The organism is Burkholderia sp. MSMB1589WGS (assembly GCF_001636105.1).
Taxonomy (GTDB): domain Bacteria; phylum Pseudomonadota; class Gammaproteobacteria; order Burkholderiales; family Burkholderiaceae; genus Burkholderia; species Burkholderia humptydooensis.
Map to the genome: position 1 here is coordinate 57,717 of NZ_LNJT01000008.1, position 17,618 is coordinate 75,334.

The 17,618-nt window shown below is 70.9% G+C and carries 18 protein-coding genes and 1 pseudogene; 10 read left to right on the forward strand and 9 right to left on the reverse strand.

What is annotated here, in order from left to right; all coding sequences use genetic code 11:
- Nucleotides 1-46 precede the first annotated feature (46 nt).
- Genes WT16_RS18300 through WT16_RS18315 form a run of 4 tightly spaced genes read right to left on the reverse strand, consistent with a single transcriptional unit; the run spans nt 47 to nt 2,570 of the window.
- The gene (locus tag WT16_RS18300) at nt 47-538 is read right to left on the reverse strand and encodes a DoxX family protein (protein WP_006027316.1); all 492 of its coding nucleotides are present in this window, start codon (nt 536-538) and stop codon (nt 47-49) included.
- Nucleotides 535-1,359 carry a putative DNA-binding domain-containing protein gene (locus WT16_RS18305; RefSeq protein WP_063533907.1) on the reverse strand — a complete coding sequence of 275 codons (825 nt, stop codon included), beginning with the start codon at nt 1,357-1,359 and terminating at the stop codon, nt 535-537. Before WT16_RS18305 ends, WT16_RS18300 begins: the two co-directional genes overlap by 4 nt.
- Nucleotides 1,331-2,215 (reverse strand): DUF692 domain-containing protein, encoded by an 885-nt coding sequence (locus WT16_RS18310; RefSeq protein ID WP_063533908.1) that lies wholly within the window; start codon nt 2,213-2,215, stop codon nt 1,331-1,333. Before WT16_RS18310 ends, WT16_RS18305 begins: the two co-directional genes overlap by 29 nt.
- Nucleotides 2,216-2,249: 34 nt before the next feature.
- Nucleotides 2,250-2,570 carry a DUF2282 domain-containing protein gene (locus WT16_RS18315; RefSeq protein ID WP_041862084.1) on the reverse strand — a complete coding sequence of 107 codons (321 nt, stop codon included), beginning with the start codon at nt 2,568-2,570 and terminating at the stop codon, nt 2,250-2,252.
- 135 nt (nt 2,571-2,705) lie between these two features.
- Here WT16_RS18315 and WT16_RS18320 point away from each other — a divergent pair, with 135 nt between their 5' ends.
- The 3 genes from WT16_RS18320 (at nt 2,706) to WT16_RS18330 (ending at nt 4,972) form a co-directional block, all read left to right on the forward strand.
- Nucleotides 2,706-3,368: a sigma-70 family RNA polymerase sigma factor gene (locus tag WT16_RS18320; RefSeq protein WP_063533909.1), complete on the forward strand. Its 663-nt coding sequence runs from the start codon at nt 2,706-2,708 to the stop codon at nt 3,366-3,368.
- Nucleotides 3,365-4,015 (forward strand): NrsF family protein, encoded by a 651-nt coding sequence (locus tag WT16_RS18325; protein WP_006027321.1) that lies wholly within the window; start codon nt 3,365-3,367, stop codon nt 4,013-4,015. The genes WT16_RS18320 and WT16_RS18325 overlap by 4 nt, the downstream gene beginning before the upstream one ends.
- Nucleotides 4,016-4,099: 84 nt before the next feature.
- Nucleotides 4,100-4,972, forward strand: a complete 873-nt coding sequence (locus WT16_RS18330) for a CPBP family intramembrane glutamic endopeptidase (RefSeq protein WP_063533910.1) — start codon at nt 4,100-4,102, stop codon at nt 4,970-4,972.
- 51 nt (nt 4,973-5,023) lie between these two features.
- Here WT16_RS18330 and WT16_RS18335 read toward each other — a convergent pair whose 3' ends face one another.
- Both WT16_RS18335 and WT16_RS18340 read right to left on the reverse strand, forming a co-directional pair.
- Nucleotides 5,024-5,695: a MarC family protein gene (locus WT16_RS18335; RefSeq protein WP_009914923.1), complete on the reverse strand. Its 672-nt coding sequence runs from the start codon at nt 5,693-5,695 to the stop codon at nt 5,024-5,026.
- A gap of 120 nt (nt 5,696-5,815) precedes the next feature.
- On the reverse strand, nt 5,816-6,211 hold the full coding sequence (locus WT16_RS18340) for an NUDIX hydrolase (RefSeq protein ID WP_230479327.1): 396 nt from the start codon (nt 6,209-6,211) through the stop codon (nt 5,816-5,818).
- Nucleotides 6,212-6,612: 401 nt separating this feature from the next.
- Here WT16_RS18340 and WT16_RS18345 point away from each other — a divergent pair, with 401 nt between their 5' ends.
- Complete coding sequence (locus WT16_RS18345) at nt 6,613-7,698, forward strand: ionic transporter y4hA (RefSeq protein ID WP_009914918.1); 1,086 nt, start codon at nt 6,613-6,615, stop codon at nt 7,696-7,698.
- A 144-nt stretch (nt 7,699-7,842) separates the two neighbouring features.
- Here WT16_RS18345 and WT16_RS18350 read toward each other — a convergent pair whose 3' ends face one another.
- On the reverse strand, nt 7,843-8,811 hold the full coding sequence (locus WT16_RS18350; protein ID WP_015602665.1) for a LysR family transcriptional regulator: 969 nt from the start codon (nt 8,809-8,811) through the stop codon (nt 7,843-7,845).
- Between the two features lie 20 nt (nt 8,812-8,831).
- Between WT16_RS18350 and WT16_RS35650 the strand changes: the two are divergent.
- From WT16_RS35650 to WT16_RS18375, 5 genes and pseudogenes are all read left to right on the forward strand, one after another.
- Nucleotides 8,832-9,095, forward strand: a pseudogene (locus WT16_RS35650) (hypothetical protein).
- A 61-nt stretch (nt 9,096-9,156) separates the two neighbouring features.
- Nucleotides 9,157-10,335 (forward strand): HPP family protein, encoded by a 1,179-nt coding sequence (locus WT16_RS18360; protein ID WP_063533911.1) that lies wholly within the window; start codon nt 9,157-9,159, stop codon nt 10,333-10,335.
- A gap of 140 nt (nt 10,336-10,475) precedes the next feature.
- A complete protein-coding gene (locus WT16_RS18365) occupies nt 10,476-10,889 on the forward strand; it encodes a MarR family transcriptional regulator (protein ID WP_059929933.1) in 414 nt (137 codons plus the stop codon).
- Nucleotides 10,890-10,923: 34 nt separating this feature from the next.
- Nucleotides 10,924-12,795, forward strand: coding sequence for a chloride channel protein (locus WT16_RS18370; protein ID WP_063533912.1), 1,872 nt, complete (start codon nt 10,924-10,926; stop codon nt 12,793-12,795).
- Between the two features lie 180 nt (nt 12,796-12,975).
- Entirely contained in the window at nt 12,976-14,400 is a 1,425-nt protein-coding gene (locus WT16_RS18375) for a class I SAM-dependent methyltransferase (RefSeq protein WP_231892131.1), read from the forward strand.
- Nucleotides 14,401-14,552: 152 nt separating this feature from the next.
- Here the strand turns inward: WT16_RS18375 and WT16_RS18380 are convergent, their stop codons facing one another.
- Nucleotides 14,553-15,284 carry a LytTR family DNA-binding domain-containing protein gene (locus WT16_RS18380; protein ID WP_006027334.1) on the reverse strand — a complete coding sequence of 244 codons (732 nt, stop codon included), beginning with the start codon at nt 15,282-15,284 and terminating at the stop codon, nt 14,553-14,555.
- 1 nt (nt 15,285) lies between these two features.
- Nucleotides 15,286-16,305, reverse strand: coding sequence for a histidine kinase (locus tag WT16_RS18385; RefSeq protein WP_015602742.1), 1,020 nt, complete (start codon nt 16,303-16,305; stop codon nt 15,286-15,288).
- A gap of 674 nt (nt 16,306-16,979) precedes the next feature.
- Between WT16_RS18385 and WT16_RS18390 the strand changes: the two genes are divergently transcribed.
- Nucleotides 16,980-17,522 (forward strand): DUF6622 family protein, encoded by a 543-nt coding sequence (locus WT16_RS18390; protein WP_006027336.1) that lies wholly within the window; start codon nt 16,980-16,982, stop codon nt 17,520-17,522.
- The last annotated feature ends 96 nt before the right edge of the window (nt 17,523-17,618 follow it).

Genomic DNA, 17,618 nt, shown 5'->3' on the forward strand with positions numbered 1-17,618 from the left:
CGGCGCGCGCATCCGCGAAGCGCGACCGGCGCGCGAATCGCGCCGCCTAGGTCCCCGCCCGCGCGTCGCCCGCCCGCAGCCAGCGCCGCCGCAGCCAGTGATCGACCGACAGCGCGCCCGCGCCGCGGCACAGCAGCACGAGCAGCATCGCCGCCCATTGGATGTGCGTCGGCCACGCTTGCGGATAGACGAAGATCTCGATGACGGACGTCATGCCGAGCAGCACCAGCGCCACGGGCCGCGTGGCGAGGCCGAGCACGAGCAGCACGGGCGCGCCGAGCTCGATCGACACCGCCAGGTACGCGGCCACGTCCGGCGGCAGCAGCGGCAGCCGGTACTCGTCGCGAAACAACGCGAGCGCCGCGTCCCAGTTCGCGAGCTTCGTCATCGCGGAATTCCAGAAAATCGTCGCCACCGCGAGCCGCAGCGGAATCGCCAGCAGCCAGTCGGGCACGCGCTGGAGCCGCTGCGCCAGTTGCAGCAGCGTCGCCGCGCAGCCGGCGCGCCGAGCGCCGCCGGAGCGGATCGGGCACGTCATGATCGCATCCCTCCGTCGATCGGGCCGACGCCGCCGGACTGCGCGGGCGAGTCGGCAAAACATCCGCGCGACAACAGCGCCGCGAAGAGCGCATGGCCGCCCACCCCAGGCGCGTTCGCGAGCGCCGCGCCGAGCGGCTCGCCCGCGAACAGCGCGGATGCGACCCGCCAATCCGCCTCGTCGAGCCTGAGCACCTCGATGCCGGCTTCGGTGCGCTGCGCGAGCAGATGCACGGGCGCGTCGTCGAGCCGGATTGCCGCCAGCGCGCGATCGTCCCGTTCGAGCGTCGCACGCCAGATCGCGTCGGCCGGATACGCGCAGCCCAGCAGCCGCGCAGCCGGATGCGGCCGCAGCCGAAGCGCGCGCAGCGCCCGCGCGCCGAGCCCCGCGAGGCGCGCGAGATCGAGCGCCGCGGCGTCCGGTGCATGCAGCGCGAGATTCACTTGCCATTCGAGACGCGCGACGTCGGCCAGATACGGCACCGAAGCGGCCTGCGGCATCCGCGCGAGAAATTCGGGAAAGCCCCCGCCGTACTCGTCGAGCCACGCGCTCGCCGGCGGCGACGAACCGGCGAACCGGCGGGCCGCGCCTGCGAAGAACGCCGCGCCGACCACCCGCTCGGTCGCCGGGAACGCGAGCCGCAGCGCGTTCAGCAGCACGCTCGCGGAGGTGTTCCGGTAGACGCGAAGACGCGCGTCCGGCGCGAGGCCGTCCGGCAGCACCCAGTCCGCCGCGCCCGCGCCCGCGCCAACGTCAGCGCCCGACAGGCTGCGACGAACGGCTTGCTGCAATTCAGCCAGCGTAGGCGGCCGCGCTCGCATCGCGCACCTCCTCCAGCGCCGACTCGGCGATCGCCGCTTCCCGCATCAACGTGCCGACGGGCGGCACATCGTTGTCCCATTCGATCAGCGTCGGCACCGCGCCGAAGCGGCGCAGCGCGATGCGATACAGCGCCCAGACCTCGGGCGCGACGCGCGAGCCGTGGTCGTCGATGCGCAGCACGCGGCCGCCGCCGAGCGGCGTCACGCGATGGCCGGCCAGATGTATCTCGCCGACCGAGGCGGGCGGCAGCGCCGCCAGATAAGTCAGCGGGTCCCAGCCGTGGTTGCACGCGCTCACGTGGATGTTGTTGACGTCGCAAAGAATGCCGCAGCCGGTGCGCCGCGCGAGCGCCGCGAGGAATTCCCATTCGGGCATCGTCGAATGCGCGAACCGCAGATAGGTCGAGGGGTTCTCGACGAGAATCCGTCGACCGAGCGCCGTCTGCACCTGATCGACGTGGCGGCTCACGACGTCGAGCGCCTCGTCGGTCATCGGCAGCGGCAGCAGATCGGCGAGATACGCGCCGCCCACCGCGCTCCACGCGAGATGCTCGGACACGAGCGCCGGCTGGAAGCGCGCGACCGCGTCGCGCACGCGCGCCAGGTGCACGGCGTCGATCCCGTCGGCGCTGCCGAGCGACAGGCCGACGCCGTGCAGCGACAGCGGGTAGTCGCGCCGGATCGCGTCCAGCACGCGCGGCACCGCGCCGCCGCCCATGTAATTCTCGGTGTGCACTTCGAACCATGCGACGGCGGGCCGGCGCCTGAGCACCGTCCGATGATGGCGAAAACGCAAGCCGATGCCCGCCCGCGCCGCAAGCGCGCCGGCCGGGGCGCCGCCGCGCGGCGCGGGCATCGGCGTCGAACCCGTGCTCATGATCGGACGCGCGTCAGCCCGCCTTCAGCGTGCCGCCCGCGATCTTGCTGCAATCGCCCGCGGGAAGCAGCACGAACGATTGGGGATCGCGCGCCCGGCTCGCCTGCCCGGCGCACGAATGCGCGCCCTCAGCGCAGTCGTTCTTCGCGACCGCGTTGACGCCGTAACACTTTTCGAGCTTGTTTTGCGCCATCCTTGCCATGTTGTCCTTGACGATCTGCGGCATGCCGCTCGTGTCCTTCATGCCCTGCGCCGCGGCGGGCGCGGCCTGCATCGCGAGCGCGACGCCGATCGCCGCGGACAGCGACGAAACGCTCAAAGCGGATCTGCTCATGGTGTCTTCTCCTGAAAAGGCGGTTGCGATCGCGGGATGCGACCTTGTCAGAAACTTCGCTCCGGCGCGACAAAAGGTTACGCGGCGCGATGCGGATTTCCTGCGTCGCGCCGCCGCCTCCGAGCGTGGACGACCATGACCGACGACATCCGACATGACGGCGCGCGACTCCGGACGAACGAGCCGGACGCCGCCCCGAGCGCGCCAGACGACGCCTGCGCGCGGCCCGCGACCCGCGCGGACGGCTCGCCCGACTGGTCGACGCTGATGGCGCGCGCGCAGGCGGGCGACCGGGACGCGTACCGGCGCCTGCTCGCGAGCGTCACGCCGTATCTGCGGCGCTTCGCGGCGCGGCACGGCGTCCACGCGGACGCCGTCGAGGACGTCGTGCAGGACATCCTGATCACCGTCCACGAGGTGCGCCGCACATACGACCCCGGCCGGCCGTTCGGCCCGTGGCTCGTGGCGATCGCGGGCCGGCGCGTGGTCGACGCGCTGCGGCGCTCGGGGCGCGCCGCGGCCCGGGAGGTCCCGCTCGATCCGGAGCATGAAACCTTGCCCGCCGCCGGAGCGAATCTCATGGAAGAAACCGCCGACGCCCGGACGCTGCGCGACATGCTGGGCCGGCTGCCGGCCGGACAGCGCGACGCGATCCGATTGCTGAAGCTCGAGGAAATGTCGTTGAAGGAGGCGGCGCTCGCGACCGGGATGACCGTCGTCGCCTTGAAGGTCGCCGTGCATCGCGGGATCGCGACGCTGCGCAGGCTGCTGCAAGAACGCGAGGAGGAGCGCCGATGAGGTCCACCGACGAACTGATCGAATCGCTCGTCGACGACGCCGCGCCCGTCCGGCGCCTGCGCGCGCCGGCGTGGCGGGCGGCCGGCTGGCTGCTGTTCGCCGCCGCGCTGCTCGCCTGCGTGGCCGTCGCGCACGGCGCGAGGCCCGATCTGCCGCTCAGGCTGCACGAGCCGCTGTTCGCGACGCGCGTGGCCGCCGCGGCGGCGACCGGCGTGCTGGCGGCCGTCGCGGCGTTCGTGGTCGGCGTTCCGGGGCGTTCGCTGCGCTGGCTGCTGTTGCCGATGCCCGCGTTCGTCGCCTGGATGTCGACGATCGGCTACGGGTGCCTCACGGACTGGGTCGAGATCGGTCCGGCCGGCATATCGGCCGGCGAGACGCTGCGCTGCTTCGCGACGTTGACGCTCGTCGGCGCGCCGTTGTCGCTCGCGCTGCTGCTGATGTCGCGCCACGTCGCGCGGCTCGCGCCGGCGCCCGCGGCGGCCGCGGGCGGTCTCGCGGTGTCCGCGCTGTCCGCCGTCGCGCTCTCGCTGCTCCATCCGATCGACGCGACGGCGATGATCCTCGTGTGGAACGTCGGCGTGGCGGCGCTCCTGTCGCTGGCCGGCGCGCGGTATGGGCGCGGCCTGCTCGGATGGGCTTCGCGATGACGATCGGGCGGCATGGCCCGCGGGGAGCGATCGCGAACGCGTTATGATGGGCGGCTTTTCATCAGATCATTCGTGGTTCTCTTCATGTCCGACAACACTTTCTGGCTCGCGGCTCCGTGGGCCGCCCTCTTCGCCGCCGCGCTCGCGGCCGTCTGGTTTCCCAAGCTGCGCGCGGCGAGCGTCGGCCTCGGTGCGCTCGGCTATGCGGGCGCGTTCGCGGCCGGCCTGATGGCGCCCGTCGCGCTCGCGCCGATCGCGCTTCTCGCCGCCGCCGCGTATGCGGTCGCGCCGCAGCGCCATGCGGCCGTTCGCGTCGCCGGGCACGTCGTGTTCGTCGCGCTCGCGGTTGCGCTGATGCTCCACTGGCTGCCGGGATTTCACAACCCGCGCGTGATCGGCCCCGTGCGCTACACGCCCGACGCCGCGCCGTTCTCGATGTACCTGAATCTCGACAAGCCGCTCGTCGGCTTCTGGCTGCTGTGGGTGCTGCCGTGGCTGCAGCCGATCGACGATCGCGCGCGCGCCTGGCGCTCGGGCATCGTCGCGGCCGTCGCGACGTCGGCGGTCTGCCTCGTGTTCGCGCTCGGCGTCGGCCTCGTCGGCTGGGCGCCAAAGTGGCCCGAATCGGCCTGGCTGTGGTTCGCGAACAATCTGCTGTTCGTCTGCTTCGCCGAGGAGGCGCTGTTCCGAGGCTATCTGCAAGGCGGGCTGGGCCGGCTGCTCGCGAACCGCGTGCCGGCTTCGGGCGCAGTCGCGCTCGGCGCGGCCGCGCTGCTGTTCGGCGCCGCGCATGTCGCGGGCGGCTGGCAATGGGTCGCGCTCGCCACCGTCGCGGGCGTCGGCTACGGGCTCGCGTATCGCGCAGGCGGGCTGCAGGCGGCGGTGCTCGCGCACGTCGGCCTGAATCTCGCGCATTTCGGGCTGTTCACGTATCCGATGGTCGCGGGGGCGCGCTGAGCGCTCTCCCGCGCGCGGGAGAGCCGGCCGCGCGCAGCATCGCCCGGACCGTCACTTCACCTGATCGGCGATCGGCTGCAGGAACTCGGAGAAGCCCGTCAGCATGATCTGCACGCCGACGCACAGCAGCAGGAACGCCGACACGCGCATCGCGACCTTCGTCCCGTCGGTGCCGAGATAGCGCGCGAGGAACGCCGCGCGGCTGTACGTCTGCCAGATCACGAGCGCGGCGAGCGCCGACACCGCGACCGACACGATGCTCGACAGCAGGAACTCCGACAGCTTGTGCGTGCGGTTCGCGTTCAGCGCGATCGCGGTTGCGATCGAGCCGGGGCCCGTGGTCAGCGGAATCGTCAGCGGGAAGAACGCGCGCGCCATCGCGTTGCGCGGCTCGACGGGCGTCGCCGCGGTGTCGCCGCCCGTTGGCACGTCGGGCTCGTTGAGCATCTGCCAGCCGGCCACGGCGACCGCGAGGCCGCCGCCGATCCGCAGCGCCTCGAGCGAGATGCCGAAGAAATGCAGGATCGGCGTGCCGACGAAGAACGCGGCGAGCAGCACGACGAACGCATTGATCGCGACCTTGCGCGCGAGCGCCGCGCGCTGCGCCTCCGTCAGCGACTCGGTGCGCTCGAGGAAGAGGAACGCGATGCCGAACGGATTGATGATGCCCATGAGGCCGGTGAAGCCGAACAGGGTTTCGGAGATCAGGCGGTCGACGATCATCGGGAAGCGGGGGGACGAAGAACGGTTATCGGAGGCCGCTCGCGCGGCCGCGCCATTGTAGAGCATGCGCGAGCGCGCGCATCGTCCGCGCGCCATGCGTTGACCGCCCTCGCCGATCCGCTATTCGCCGGGTTCGCCGTCGACGCAGAACGCCCAGTAGAACGCGGGCAGATTGCCGGGTTTTGGGGCGCGGACGTCGATCCATCCGAAACGATCGTGCTCGTCGCTGATCGCGATCGCATGCCCGTCGAACTCGCACCGGAAACAGACGATCAGCACGTGCCCGCCGGGCACGACTTCGCATGATCGGCTGCCCGCGTAGCGCATCGACGTGATGGCCAGCGCGCATTCTTCCAATACTTCCCGGCGCAGCGCCGCTTCGAGGGATTCGCCGGATTCCGGGCGTCCGCCCGGCAGTTCCCATTCGCCGCGCGGATTACGCAGGAACAGCACCGCGTTGCCGCTTCGGATGATCGCCTTGACGCTCGTCGTGACCATTGTGTTCGTTGTCCTCATGTTGATTCGATGGCCGGCGGCTAGACACCGATGATGCCGACCGAACCCGGCGCATCGTCGCGCGGCGAGCCGCCGAGGCCGACTACACGGTCATCGACCGGCGAACCGTCGCCCGGGTTCCCGCCTCCGCTTCCCCCGACCTCGCGCGACGCGAACGGCCCGGCGATCGAATCGACGCGGCGCAGGGGGACACGTCCGCGGCTTCGCCGCATGCCGCGCCGCCGGGCGGCGCCCTCTCACGCCGCCTTGCCGCGCCTGTCGATCACCCGCTTCGCCTTGCCTGTCCGGATGGCGTGGCCGCCGGCCGCTCGCCGAAGCGCCGCACGGCCGGGCGCCGGATTTCGGTGCCGGACCACCTGTTAGAATCCCTGCTCGCGCCCTGCCACGACCAAGGACACTTCATGCCGATCTCATCGTCCGCTCTCCCGCGCTGGACGCTCGCCGCCCCGCTCGCCGCCTGGCTGGTGCTAGCGCTGTCGCGCGTCGTGCCGGCCGAAGGCTTCGTCATCGCATTCGTCGCCGCCGCGCTCGCGGGCGCCGTGTTCTCCGCCGTTCACCACGCCGAAGTCGTCGCGCATCGCGTCGGCGAGCCGTTCGGCACGCTCGTGCTCGCGATCGCCGTCACCGTGATCGAGGTCGCGCTGATCGTGTCGGTGATGCTGTCGGCCGGCCCCGAGAAAGCGGGGCTCGCGCGCGACACCGTGTTCGCCGCGGTGATGATCGTCTGCAACGGGATCGTCGGGCTGTGCCTGCTCGTCGGCGGCTGGAAGCACGGCGAGCAGGATTTCCAGGGGCGCGGCGCGACGAAGGCGCTCGCGGTGCTCGCGTCGCTGTCGGTGCTCTCGCTCGTGATGCCGAACTATCTGAGCGCCGCGCCCGGCCCGCGGCTGTCGACGTCGCAGCTCGCGTTCGCCGGCGTGTCGTCGCTCGTGCTGTACGGCGTGTTCGTGTTCGTGCAGACGGTCCGCCACCGCGACTACTTCCTGATCGACGGCAGCGCCGACGAATCCATCCACGCGGTGCCGCCGAGCGGGCGCACCGCGCTCACGAGCATCGTGTTCCTGTTCGTGAGCCTCGTCGCGGTCGTGCTGCTCGCGAAGCTCCTGTCGCCCGCGGTCGAGCGCACGGTGCTCCGGCTCGGCGCGCCCGAGGCGGCCGTCGGCATCGTGATCGCCGCGCTCGTGCTGCTGCCCGAAGGGCTCGCCGCCGTCGGCGCGGCGCGCGCGAACCGGCTGCAGACGAGCATGAACCTCGCGCTCGGCTCCGCGCTCGCGAGCATCGGCCTGACGATCCCGACCGTCGCCGCGGTGTTCATCTGGACGGGCAACCCGCTCACGCTCGGCATCGGCGCGATGGAGACGGTGCTGCTGTCGCTCACGCTCCTCGTCAGCACGCTGACGCTCAGCATGGGGCGCACGACGGTGCTGCACGGCGTCGTGCATCTGTCGCTGTTCGCCGCGTATCTGTTCCTGTCGGTCACGCACTGACCGCGCACCGGCGCGGCAGGCATGCTCTTCCGGCCCGCCCCGGCCGACGCGTCGACCGCCCCGCCACCGCGCGGGCGCGGCGCACATCGCGCATGCATCGCACACATCGGCGATCGGCGAGTCGCGCGGCGATGCGCAACGCCGCTACGCGACCTCGCGCAACGCCTTCCCCGCGCCGCCTTTCAGCCGGTTGAGTTCCTTCAGATCGTTTTCGAGCGCGGGCGCGAGCGTCGTGCGCAGATGATCGAGGAACGTGCGGATCTTCGCGTCGAGATAGCGGCGCGTCGCGTAGACCGCGTACACGCTCAGCGTGTCGAGCCGATAGTTCGGCAGCACGCGCACGAGCCGCCCTTCGCGGATGTCGTCGAGCGCCGTGTACAGCGCGATCGAGCCGATCCCGCGCCCGGCGCGCACCGCCACCGACAGCGCGTCCGGCACGTTCGCCTGGAACGGCGCGGGCGGCAGCGCATACACGGTCTCGTCGCCGTCGTCGCGCTCGAGCCGCCACTCGCCGCCCGGCGACGCCGGCGTGTCGAGCCGCAGGCACACGTGCTTCGCGAGGTCCTCGGGCGTCGTCGGCGTGCCGTGCCGGGCGAGATACTCGCGCGACGCGACGAGCACGCTGCAGCTCGTCCCGCAGGTCTGCGCGACGTAGCCCGAATCGGGCAGATGCGACGCCGACACGATCGACACGTCGTAGCCCTCCTCGACGAGATTCGGCATCCGCTGCGCGAGCGTGAGCTCGACCGACACGTCCGGATTGTCTTCCTGATAGCGGACGATCGACGACACCACGTGGCTCTGCCCGAGCCCCGTCATCGCATGGATGCGCAGCTTGCCGCTCGGCCGCAGCAGCGCGTTGCGCGCCTCGGCGTTCGCATGGTCGATCTCGGCGAGGATCGACTTCGCGCGTTCGAAGTAGCGCTGGCCGCTTTCGGTCAACCCGAGGTGACGGGTCGTGCGGTGCAAGAGGCGCGTTTGCACGTGCGCTTCGAGATTCGAAACGGCGCGCGACACCTGGGCCGTGGTCGCGTCGATTTCCTTCGCGACCGCGGTGAAACTGCCGGCTTCGACGACGCGCACGAACAGGCGCATGTTATCGAGCATGTCCATGAGATGGGCTTCGGGAATGAATGGGAAACGATGGCCGGCGGGATGCGGCGCTCGCCGCGATGCGCGGCCGGGGACGGCTGATCGACCGGATGCGCGGGCCATGAGACAGGCTGGGGGCGGGCATCGCGGGCGGCAAATTATGTGATTCGTCGAGATCAGATCGGGCGAATTGTACGCCGATGCGCGCCGGCGCGCGCGCTCGCGCCGATTTTCCGCATCCCGAAACGCCGACAGCCGACCGCGCAATCGGCGAGGTCGGCAATTTATATCACAATGACATATAATTTCAGGCCCGTCGCGCGACCGATCGGCGCACCCTTCCATTTACGTTACGGCAGTCCGACCTTGTCTTCGTCCCCCGCGTTTCGTCATCGCCTCGTTCATTGGCTCCTGCGCTTCGTCCCGATCCCGGTCACGCTCGGCCGGCGCGAGCGGCTGCGCTCGTGCGCGGGCGCGCTCGTCGGCATCGGCTGCGTCGGCGTGACGATGCGCGTGCTGCCGGGCATTCCGGGCGACGTGCCGCTTCTCGTCGCGCCGATGGGCGCCTCCGCCGTGCTGCTGTTCGCGGTGCCCGCGAGCCCGCTCGCGCAGCCGTGGTCGCTGATCGGCGGCAACCTCGTCGCGGCGGCGGTCGGCGTCGCGTGCGCGCAGTGGATCGCCGATCCCGTGCTCGCCGCGTCGCTCGCGATCGCCTGCGCGATCGGCGCGATGTTCGCGCTGCGCTGCGTGCATCCGCCGTCGGGCGCGGTCGCGCTGACGGCGGTCGTCGGCGGCCCGGCCGTGCACGCGCTCGGCTTTCGCTTCGTCGTCGAGCCGATCGCGCTGCAATCGGCGGCGCTCCTCGGCGCGGCGCTCGCCTATCACGCGCTCACCGGCCACCGCTATCCGCACGGCGGCGCGCGGCCGCAGCCCGAATCGAACGCGCACGCCGCGGCCACGCCGCCGCACGCGCGCTTCCTGCGCGCCGATCTCGAGGCGGCGCTGAAGAGCCGCAGCGAATGGCTCGACGTCGCGCCGGAAGACCTCGAATCACTGCTGCGCGAAACCGAGCTGCGCGCGTACGCGCGCACGTTCGACGAGCTGACGTGCGCGGACATCATGTCGCGCCACCCGATCAGCATCATGCCCGACACGCCGCTGCCCGCCGCGATGACGCTGCTCGACCGGCACCGGATCAAGGCGCTGCCCGTCGTTGACGCTCACGCCCGCGTCGTGGGCATCGTCACGCGCGCGGACTTGTCGAAGGCCGCGCCTTACGCGACGCCCGGCTTCCTGCGCAACCTGTCCGCGCGGCTGCCGCGCTCGCTCGTCGGCCCGCCGTTCGTCGCGCGCGCGGTGATGAGCGCGCGCGTGCACACGGCGCGCACGGCAACGCCGATCGCCGAGCTCGTGCCGCTCTTCGCCGATCACGGCCACCACCACATTCCGGTGGTCGACGCGGACCACAAGCTCGCCGGCATCGTCACGCAGGCGGACCTGATCGCCGGGCTCTACCGGCAATCGCAGGTACGGCTCGCCGCGTGACCGGCGGCGAAGCGACGAAGCAACGAACGGACGACCCAGCGAGGAGGGACTCGGCACCATGAATCCGGGCATGCCCAATGCCGCCAAAATACATCACAATATGATATATTTTCGCCTTTTTCGATCACGTTGGAACGTCGATGACGAAACCGGCACGCGAGCTGCGCAAGACAGATTTCGAACAGCTTTCCGAATTCCGCTATCAGATGCGGCGCTTCGAGCGCTTCTCCGAGCGGGCCGCGCAAAGCGAGGGCATCACGCCGCTGCAATACCTGCTGCTGCTGCACATCAAGGGCTATCCGGCGCGCGACTGGGCGACGGTGGGCGAGCTCGCCGAGCGGCTGCAGGCGCAGCATCACGGCGTCGTCGCGCTGGTGACGCGCTGCGAGGCGCTCGGCCTCGTGCGGCGCAGGCCGAGCGACACCGATCGCCGGCAAGTCGAAGTGCATCTGGAGGCGGCCGGCGAGCGCGTGCTCGCGCGGCTCGCCGAGCTGCACCGCGCCGAGCTGAAATCGCTGCGAGGCGCGTTCCAGGTGCCGCAGATCGATTACTGAACCGATAAGACCACGAACGTTTCCCCCCGACATCATGAGCATCGCCGCCCCACACAAACGCGATTTCGCATCGAACGCGCGACTGCCGCGCATCGCGCTCCTCGCGCTCGCGATCGGCGTGCTCAGCACGTTCGCCGCGTTCGCGCTGCTGAGCCTCATCCACCTGTTCACGAACCTGTTCTTCTTCCAGCAACTCTCGTTCGCCGACCGCTCGCCTGCGCTGAACACGCTCGGGCCGTGGGCGGCCGCTGTGCCCGTCGCGGGCGGCATCGCCGTCGGGCTGATCGCGCGCTTCGGCTCGGAGAAGATCCGCGGCCACGGGATTCCCGAAGCGATCGAGGCGATCCTGTTCGGCAAGAGCCGGATGTCGCCGAAGGTCGCGGTGCTCAAGCCGCTCGCGTCGGGCATCGTGATCGGCAGCGGCGGGCCGTTCGGCGCCGAAGGCCCGATCATCATGACGGGCGGCGCGATCGGCTCGCTGATCGCGCAGTTCGTGAAGGTGACGGCGGCCGAGCGCAAGACGCTGCTCGTCGCGGGCGCGACGGCCGGGATGACCGCCGTGTTCGGCACGCCGGTGGCCGCCGTGCTGCTCGCCGTCGAGCTGCTGCTGTTCGAATGGCGGCCGCGCAGCTTCCTGCCGGTCGCGCTCGCGTGCGCGGTCGCGGGCTTCGCGCGCGCCGCGTTCTTCGGCGTCGGCCCGCTGTTTCCGGTCGAGACGGCGGCGCCGACGGCCGCAGCACTCGGCTCGTGCGCGCTGGCGGGATTCCTGTCGGGCGCGCTCGCGTGCGGGCTGTCGGTCGCGCTCTACAAGACCGAGGACTGGTTCGGCAAGCTGCCCGTCCATTGGATGTGGTGGCCCGCGATCGGCGGCCTCGCGGTCGGGATTGGCGGGCTGATCGAGCCGCGCGCGCTCGGCGTCGGCTACGACGTGATCGGCGATCTGCTGCACGGGCACATCGTGCTGCAGATCGCGCTCGCGATTCTCGTCGTCAAGGCGGTGATCTGGGTGATCGCGCTCGGCTCGGGCACCTCGGGCGGCGTGCTCGCGCCGCTGCTGATGCTGGGCGCGGGGCTCGGCACGTTGCTCGGGCCCGCGCTGCCGGGCGGCGAGCCGGCGCTGTGGCCGCTCGTCTGCATGGCGGCGACGCTTGGCGCGACACTCGGCGCGCCGCTCACCGCGATCGTGTTCGCGTTCGGCCTCACGCACGACACGAACGCGCTGCTGCCGCTCCTCACCGCGACGCTCGTCGCGCACGGCTTCGCGACCGTCGTGATGAAGCGCTCGATCATGACCGAGAAGATCGCGCGGCGCGGCTATCACATCTATCGCGAATACGGCGTCGATCCGCTCGAGCGCCATTACGTCGACGAAGTGATGACGCGCGGCGCCGTGACGATCGACGCGGACCTGAGCGCCGACATCGTGCGCGCGCGGTACTTCGGCGCGACGCAGGCGCACCGCGCGTATCCGGTCGTGCGCGACGGCGTGCTGATCGGCATGCTCGATCGCGCGACGCTCGATCGCGGCGCCGACGCGCGCGAAGGCGGCACGGACGACAGCGACAGGCAGGCAGGCGATGCGCGAGCGGCGCAGACGCAGGCGGTCAACGCGCAGGCGGCCGACCCGCGGGTAATCGACATGCTGCCGCGCCGCGCCCCGCTCTTTTCGCTCACCGACGAAACGTGCCGCCTCGTCGCGACGCGGCTCGCCGTGCATCAGCTCGAACGCCTGCCGGTCGTCGCCGATCCGGACACGATGCAGCTCGTCGGCATCGTGTCGCGCAGCGATCTCGTGAAGCCGGCGCTGCGCCATTTCGACGACGAGCACAAGCGCGAACGCTTCCGCCGTGCGCATCCCGCCGCGTTCGTCAAGCGCCGCTTCGCGCCGGCGCGCAAGGCGGGTTGAGCGGCGCGCGGCCGGATTCGGGAGCCGCGCAACACGATCGTCCGCCATGACGGCTACGCCCAAGGACCGTATGGTAAGCTTCCACGACAGGCCGAAAGCCGGCCTGCCGGTCGCCGCGCGGCCCGGCGACGCTTCGCGGGCCGCGCAGGAATCGGCAACCGAGTCGTGCCCTTCATTCCCATGCAAGCATCCGATCCCGCCTCCGGCTACCTGAGCGACGTGACGTTCCCGGACCGCTTCCATCGCGAACTGTCCCCCGCGTGGCTCAACTACGCGAGCGTGCTGGGCGGCGCCCGCCCGAAGGAACTCGGCCGGCCGTTCCGCTACCTCGACCTCGGCTGCGGCTTCGCGCATTCGACCGTGATCAATGCAGCGGCGTTTCCGCACGCCGAATTTCACGCCTGCGACTTCAATCCCGCCCATATCGAAGCCGCCGCGCGGCGCGCGAGCCGGCTCGGCATCGGCAACGTCGCGTTCCACGAGGCGAGCTTCGACGCGCTGCTCGAGCAGGATCTGCCGCCGTTCGACTTCATCGTGATGCACGGCATCTACAGTTGGGTCGACGCCGACGTCCGCCGCGTGATCCGGCAGTTGCTCTCGCGCCGGCTCGCCGACGGCGGGCTCGTCTATCTCAGCTATAACTGCCAGCCGGGCTGGTCGGCCGAGGCGCCGCTGCGCAAGCTGATGCTCGAGCTCGCGCAGGCGGCCGACGGCGGCATCGAAGCGCGCACGGGCAGCGCGATCGCCGGCATGCAAAAGCTCGGCAGCCCGAGCTTTCGCTACTTCCGCGACAATCCGGCCGCCACCGACGCGCTGGCCGCGCTCGCGAACGATCCGCTCGACTACCTCGCGCACGAATTCCTGAACGGGACGTGGAAGATCCATTACTCGGTGGACGTCGTCGACGAAATGGCCGAAGCGGGCCTCGCTTACGCGGGCAGCGCGACGCTCGCGGACAATCATCCGATGCTGCTGATCGACCGTCAGGCGGCCGACGCGATCGCGGCGCTGCCGAACGCGCGGCTGCGCCATCTGGCGGAGGACTTCGCCGTCAATCGCCGCTTTCGCCGCGACGTGTTCGTGCGCGGCGCGCGCGCGAGCGCGGCGCCCGCCGACGCGCTCCGCCATCTCGACGAGATCGCGATCGGCTGCACGACCGAGGTCGACCGGATCGACGCGCGCGTGACGATTCCGCGCGGCGCGATCAGTTTTCAGCCGGACTTCATCGCCGATCTGCGCGCGCTGATGGGCCAGGGCGCGATGCGCATCGGCGAGATCGTCACCCGTCTCGGCGGGGAGCGCCGCAACCCGCGGGAGATCCGGCAGAACCTGCTGTTCCTCGTCGCGAGCGGCGCGTTGACGCCGTTCGCGCAGCCGGGCGGCCATACGGAAACGGGCGCGCGGCGGGCGGCGAGCCCGGCCGCCGCGGCGGCGCTCGCGAGCAGCGTCGACGACGCGGCGCCCGCCTACGTGCCGTGCGAGCCGCTCGGCAACGGCATCGCGGTGAGCCCCGACGAGGCGGCGCAGGCGCTGCGCTGGATCGCCGGCGACGCGACGCCGCGCCCCGACCGGCTCGCGCGCGTCGGCGTGCTGCGCGGCGCGTGAGGCGCGCGAGCCGGTTCGGGCCGCCGCCTCATCGAATCCGCAAGGCCGGCGCGGCGGCGCCACACGAACTGCGAGTCGCGCCGCCGTTCATCGCGCCGTCCCGGTTGTAATTGGCGACGCTCGCGCGCGGCCGGTTCACCGGCATGTGCGCGTCACATGTGCTTGAACAGCCCCGCATACGCGCGGCTCACGGGCAGCACGTCCCGGTGGCCGCGCAGATGGATGCGCAGGCGCCCGAGCAGATCGCGCTCGATCCGGTCGACCGCCGCATACGCCACGATCACGCCGCGATGCACCTGCGCGAAGCGATCCTGGTCGAGCCGTTGCAGCAGTTCCTTCAGCGGCGTGCGGATCACGTGCCGCTCGCCCGCCGTCACGACCTCCGTGTATTTGTCGAGTGCCTGAAAATACAGCACGTCGTCGACGGGCACGAGCCGCGTCGTGTCTTTCAGCCCCACCGTCAGCCAGCGGATCGGCGTCGGCTCCTTCGGCAGCCTCGCGTCCGACAGCGCTTGCGCGCCTGGCGCCGCGAAGCCGCCGCGCTGCAGCTTCGCGATGCAGCGCAGAAGGCGCTCGTCGGTCACGGGCTTGAGCAGGTAGTCGATGGCCGAGCGGTCGAACGCCTCGACGGCGTACTCGTCGTACGCCGTCACGAACACCACGTGCACGTCGGGCACGAGGCTCGCGAGCTTGAGGCCGTCGATGCCGGGCATCCGGATGTCGAGAAACGCGATGTCGGGGCGCGCGGCATTCAGCGCGGCCAGCGTGTCGACGCCGTTGCGCGGCGTCGCGACGATCTCGAGCTCGGGCCACAGCTCGGCGAGACGCTCGGCGAGCTCGGCGGAAAGGTTCGGTTCGTCATCGGCAATGAGCGCGGTCGGCATGTCAATCGATCGGGATTTGCAAGGTCGCGGTCACGCCCCGCGTGGCGCCGGCCGTCGCGCCGACCGACACGCGGCCGCGCTCGCCGTGGAGGCTCTTGATGCGTGCGACGACGTTGGCCAGCCCGACGCCGCCATGCAGCTTGGTTTCGCCGTTGCCGAGGCCGACGCCCGTGTCGATCACGCTCAGATCGAGCATCCTGCCGTTGCGCCGGCCGCTCACGCGGATCTCGCCGCCGTCGATCGACGGCTCGATCCCGTGCAGCAGCGCATTCTCGACGAGCGGCTGCAACAGCAGCGGCGAAAACGCGAGCTCCCGCAACGACGCCGGCACGTCGATCGCATAGCGCAGCCGCTCGCCCAGCCGGATCGACGCGATCTGCAGCAGCGCCTCGACGAGTTCGAGCTCCTCGCCGAGCGTCGACGTCGCCTTGCGGGTGCGGCCGAGGCTCGCGCGCAGATACCGGTTCAGGCTGTCGAGCATCGTCGACGCGCGCGCCGGATCGCGTTCAATCAGGCTCTGCACGTTTGCGAGCGTATTGAACAGGAAATGCGGCTCGATCTGCGCCTGCAGCAGCGCGAGGCGCGCGGCCGTCTCCGCCTGGCGCGCCTCGGCCGCCTCGCGGCGCTGCGTCTCGAGCGACGCGCGCATCCGCGCCGCCTGCATGAACAATGAAAGGAACGCGCAGGCGATGCCGGCGACCGCGAACGACGATCCGTACGCGAACCATTCGCGAACGCTCGCGCGCCCGATCAGATGCGGCACGTGCCCGATCGTCGACGCCGTGATCTCGAAACCGGCGAGCACGCTGACGGGCGCGATGATCAGCACCTTCGGCAGCACCGCGAGCTTGCCGCGCGTCAGCTTGTCGGCGCACCGGCTGAGCAGCAGCGCGGACAGGCCGATGCCGTTCGCGAGCACGAGATAAGGCAGCACCGCGTCGTCGCGGCGGTTCGCCCACGAGCTCAAGCCGACGATGCAGTTGAACAGCACGAGTCCGGCCAGCCCCAGCATCCTGCGCATGGGCCGCGCGGCGCCGGAGTCGGCCGTCCGCGCGGAAAAGAAGGAATGGAGCCGGCTTTGCATGGTGTCGAACGGAGCGTGAGCATGAACGCGAACGGGCGCGATCTGCAACCATAACGTGCAACCATAACGCAGGCGCGCATCGGCGGCGGCGCGTGCGACGAACGGCGCAGGCGCGCGACGAGGCGCCGCGGCATCCGACGCGCCGCAACGCCACGGTGACGATTGTAGTGGAACGCCGCGCCGGTTCGGTGCGTGGAATGCGGCGGGCCGCCCGCGCCGTCGACCGTTCGTCGCTTCCCGTTCTCCGTTCCCTGCGCGGCGTCGAACGGCATCGAACGACATTGCCGATCGGCAGGCGCGGATTATTGCGACGCAGCATGCATCGAAACGCAACGAAACGGAACGCGCGCCGGCGCCCGTGCGTGCGCCGCTTCCGCCCGCCGATTCGCGGGCAACCTGCCCGCGTCGCCCGGATCGGGCCGCCCATTCGCCCACGATTCGCCAACAATTCGCCAACCATTCGCCAACCATTCGCCATCGCTCGTCGCAACATTCATCGCACATCGACGCCGTTCGTCGCCCGGAACGCGCCGTTCGTCGCAAACCGCCGCGCACGTGTCCGATCGCGTCTATCGTGACCGACAGACAAGCCCGATGAAGGCCATTCGATCATGTACCCAACGTTCCATCTCCCGAGCTACGTCTATGTGCTGTTTTGCGCGCTCGTCTACATCGGCGTGAAACGCTGCTTTCCGCGCCAGGTGACGCCGACGCGGCCGCTGCTGTCGCCGATCGTGTTCGCGATGCTCGGCATCACGAGCCTCAACGCGCTGTTTCCGCACGCCGGCATCGGCGCCGACGCCGTCGCGCTCGCGAGCCTCGCGGCCGGCGCGGTGCTCGGCTGGCTCCATGCGCGCCGCTGGCGGCTGCAATTCAACGTCGCGCAATCGCGCCTCGTCGTTCGCCTGCCCGGCGACGCGAGCCTGCTCGCGACGCTGATGCTCACGTTCGCCGCCGAGACGTACATGCATTACGCGATCGCGGCCGCGAAGCCGTGGGCCGCGACGAGCACGTTCGTCCTGCTGTCGTTCGCGGTGTGGGGCCTGCTCGTCGGCATGCCGCTCGGCCGCGCGATCAACGTGGCCGCACGCTGCGTCCGGTACGCGAACGGGCCGCGCGACAAGGACGGCGCATACACGTTCGACTCGAACTGATGGTCGAATCGATGCGTGACGCATGACGCGATGGCTGCGCGCCGCGCGCGCTCGCGCGCCGCGCGCGCTCGCGCGCCCCGCCCCCGCCGCCCGATC

Coding starts and splice junctions, on each gene's coding strand:
- WT16_RS18385 (WP_015602742.1), bottom strand. CDS start 16,305: ATGCGCAGGATGCTGGGGCTGGCCGGACTCGTGCTGTTCAACTGCATC.
- WT16_RS18380 (WP_006027334.1), bottom strand. CDS start 15,284: ATGCCGACCGCGCTCATTGCCGATGACGAACCGAACCTTTCCGCCGAG.
- WT16_RS18375 (WP_231892131.1), top strand. CDS start 12,976: ATGCAAGCATCCGATCCCGCCTCCGGCTACCTGAGCGACGTGACGTTC.
- WT16_RS18390 (WP_006027336.1), top strand. CDS start 16,980: ATGTACCCAACGTTCCATCTCCCGAGCTACGTCTATGTGCTGTTTTGC.
- WT16_RS18365 (WP_059929933.1), top strand. CDS start 10,476: ATGACGAAACCGGCACGCGAGCTGCGCAAGACAGATTTCGAACAGCTT.
- WT16_RS18305 (WP_063533907.1), bottom strand. CDS start 1,359: ATGCGAGCGCGGCCGCCTACGCTGGCTGAATTGCAGCAAGCCGTTCGT.
- WT16_RS18335 (WP_009914923.1), bottom strand. CDS start 5,695: ATGATCGTCGACCGCCTGATCTCCGAAACCCTGTTCGGCTTCACCGGC.
- WT16_RS18340 (WP_230479327.1), bottom strand. CDS start 6,211: ATGAGGACAACGAACACAATGGTCACGACGAGCGTCAAGGCGATCATC.
- WT16_RS18320 (WP_063533909.1), top strand. CDS start 2,706: ATGACCGACGACATCCGACATGACGGCGCGCGACTCCGGACGAACGAG.
- WT16_RS18330 (WP_063533910.1), top strand. CDS start 4,100: ATGTCCGACAACACTTTCTGGCTCGCGGCTCCGTGGGCCGCCCTCTTC.
- WT16_RS18350 (WP_015602665.1), bottom strand. CDS start 8,811: ATGGACATGCTCGATAACATGCGCCTGTTCGTGCGCGTCGTCGAAGCC.
- WT16_RS18300 (WP_006027316.1), bottom strand. CDS start 538: ATGACGTGCCCGATCCGCTCCGGCGGCGCTCGGCGCGCCGGCTGCGCG.
- WT16_RS18325 (WP_006027321.1), top strand. CDS start 3,365: ATGAGGTCCACCGACGAACTGATCGAATCGCTCGTCGACGACGCCGCG.
- WT16_RS18370 (WP_063533912.1), top strand. CDS start 10,924: ATGAGCATCGCCGCCCCACACAAACGCGATTTCGCATCGAACGCGCGA.
- WT16_RS18315 (WP_041862084.1), bottom strand. CDS start 2,570: ATGAGCAGATCCGCTTTGAGCGTTTCGTCGCTGTCCGCGGCGATCGGC.
- WT16_RS18345 (WP_009914918.1), top strand. CDS start 6,613: ATGCCGATCTCATCGTCCGCTCTCCCGCGCTGGACGCTCGCCGCCCCG.
- WT16_RS18310 (WP_063533908.1), bottom strand. CDS start 2,215: ATGCCCGCGCCGCGCGGCGGCGCCCCGGCCGGCGCGCTTGCGGCGCGG.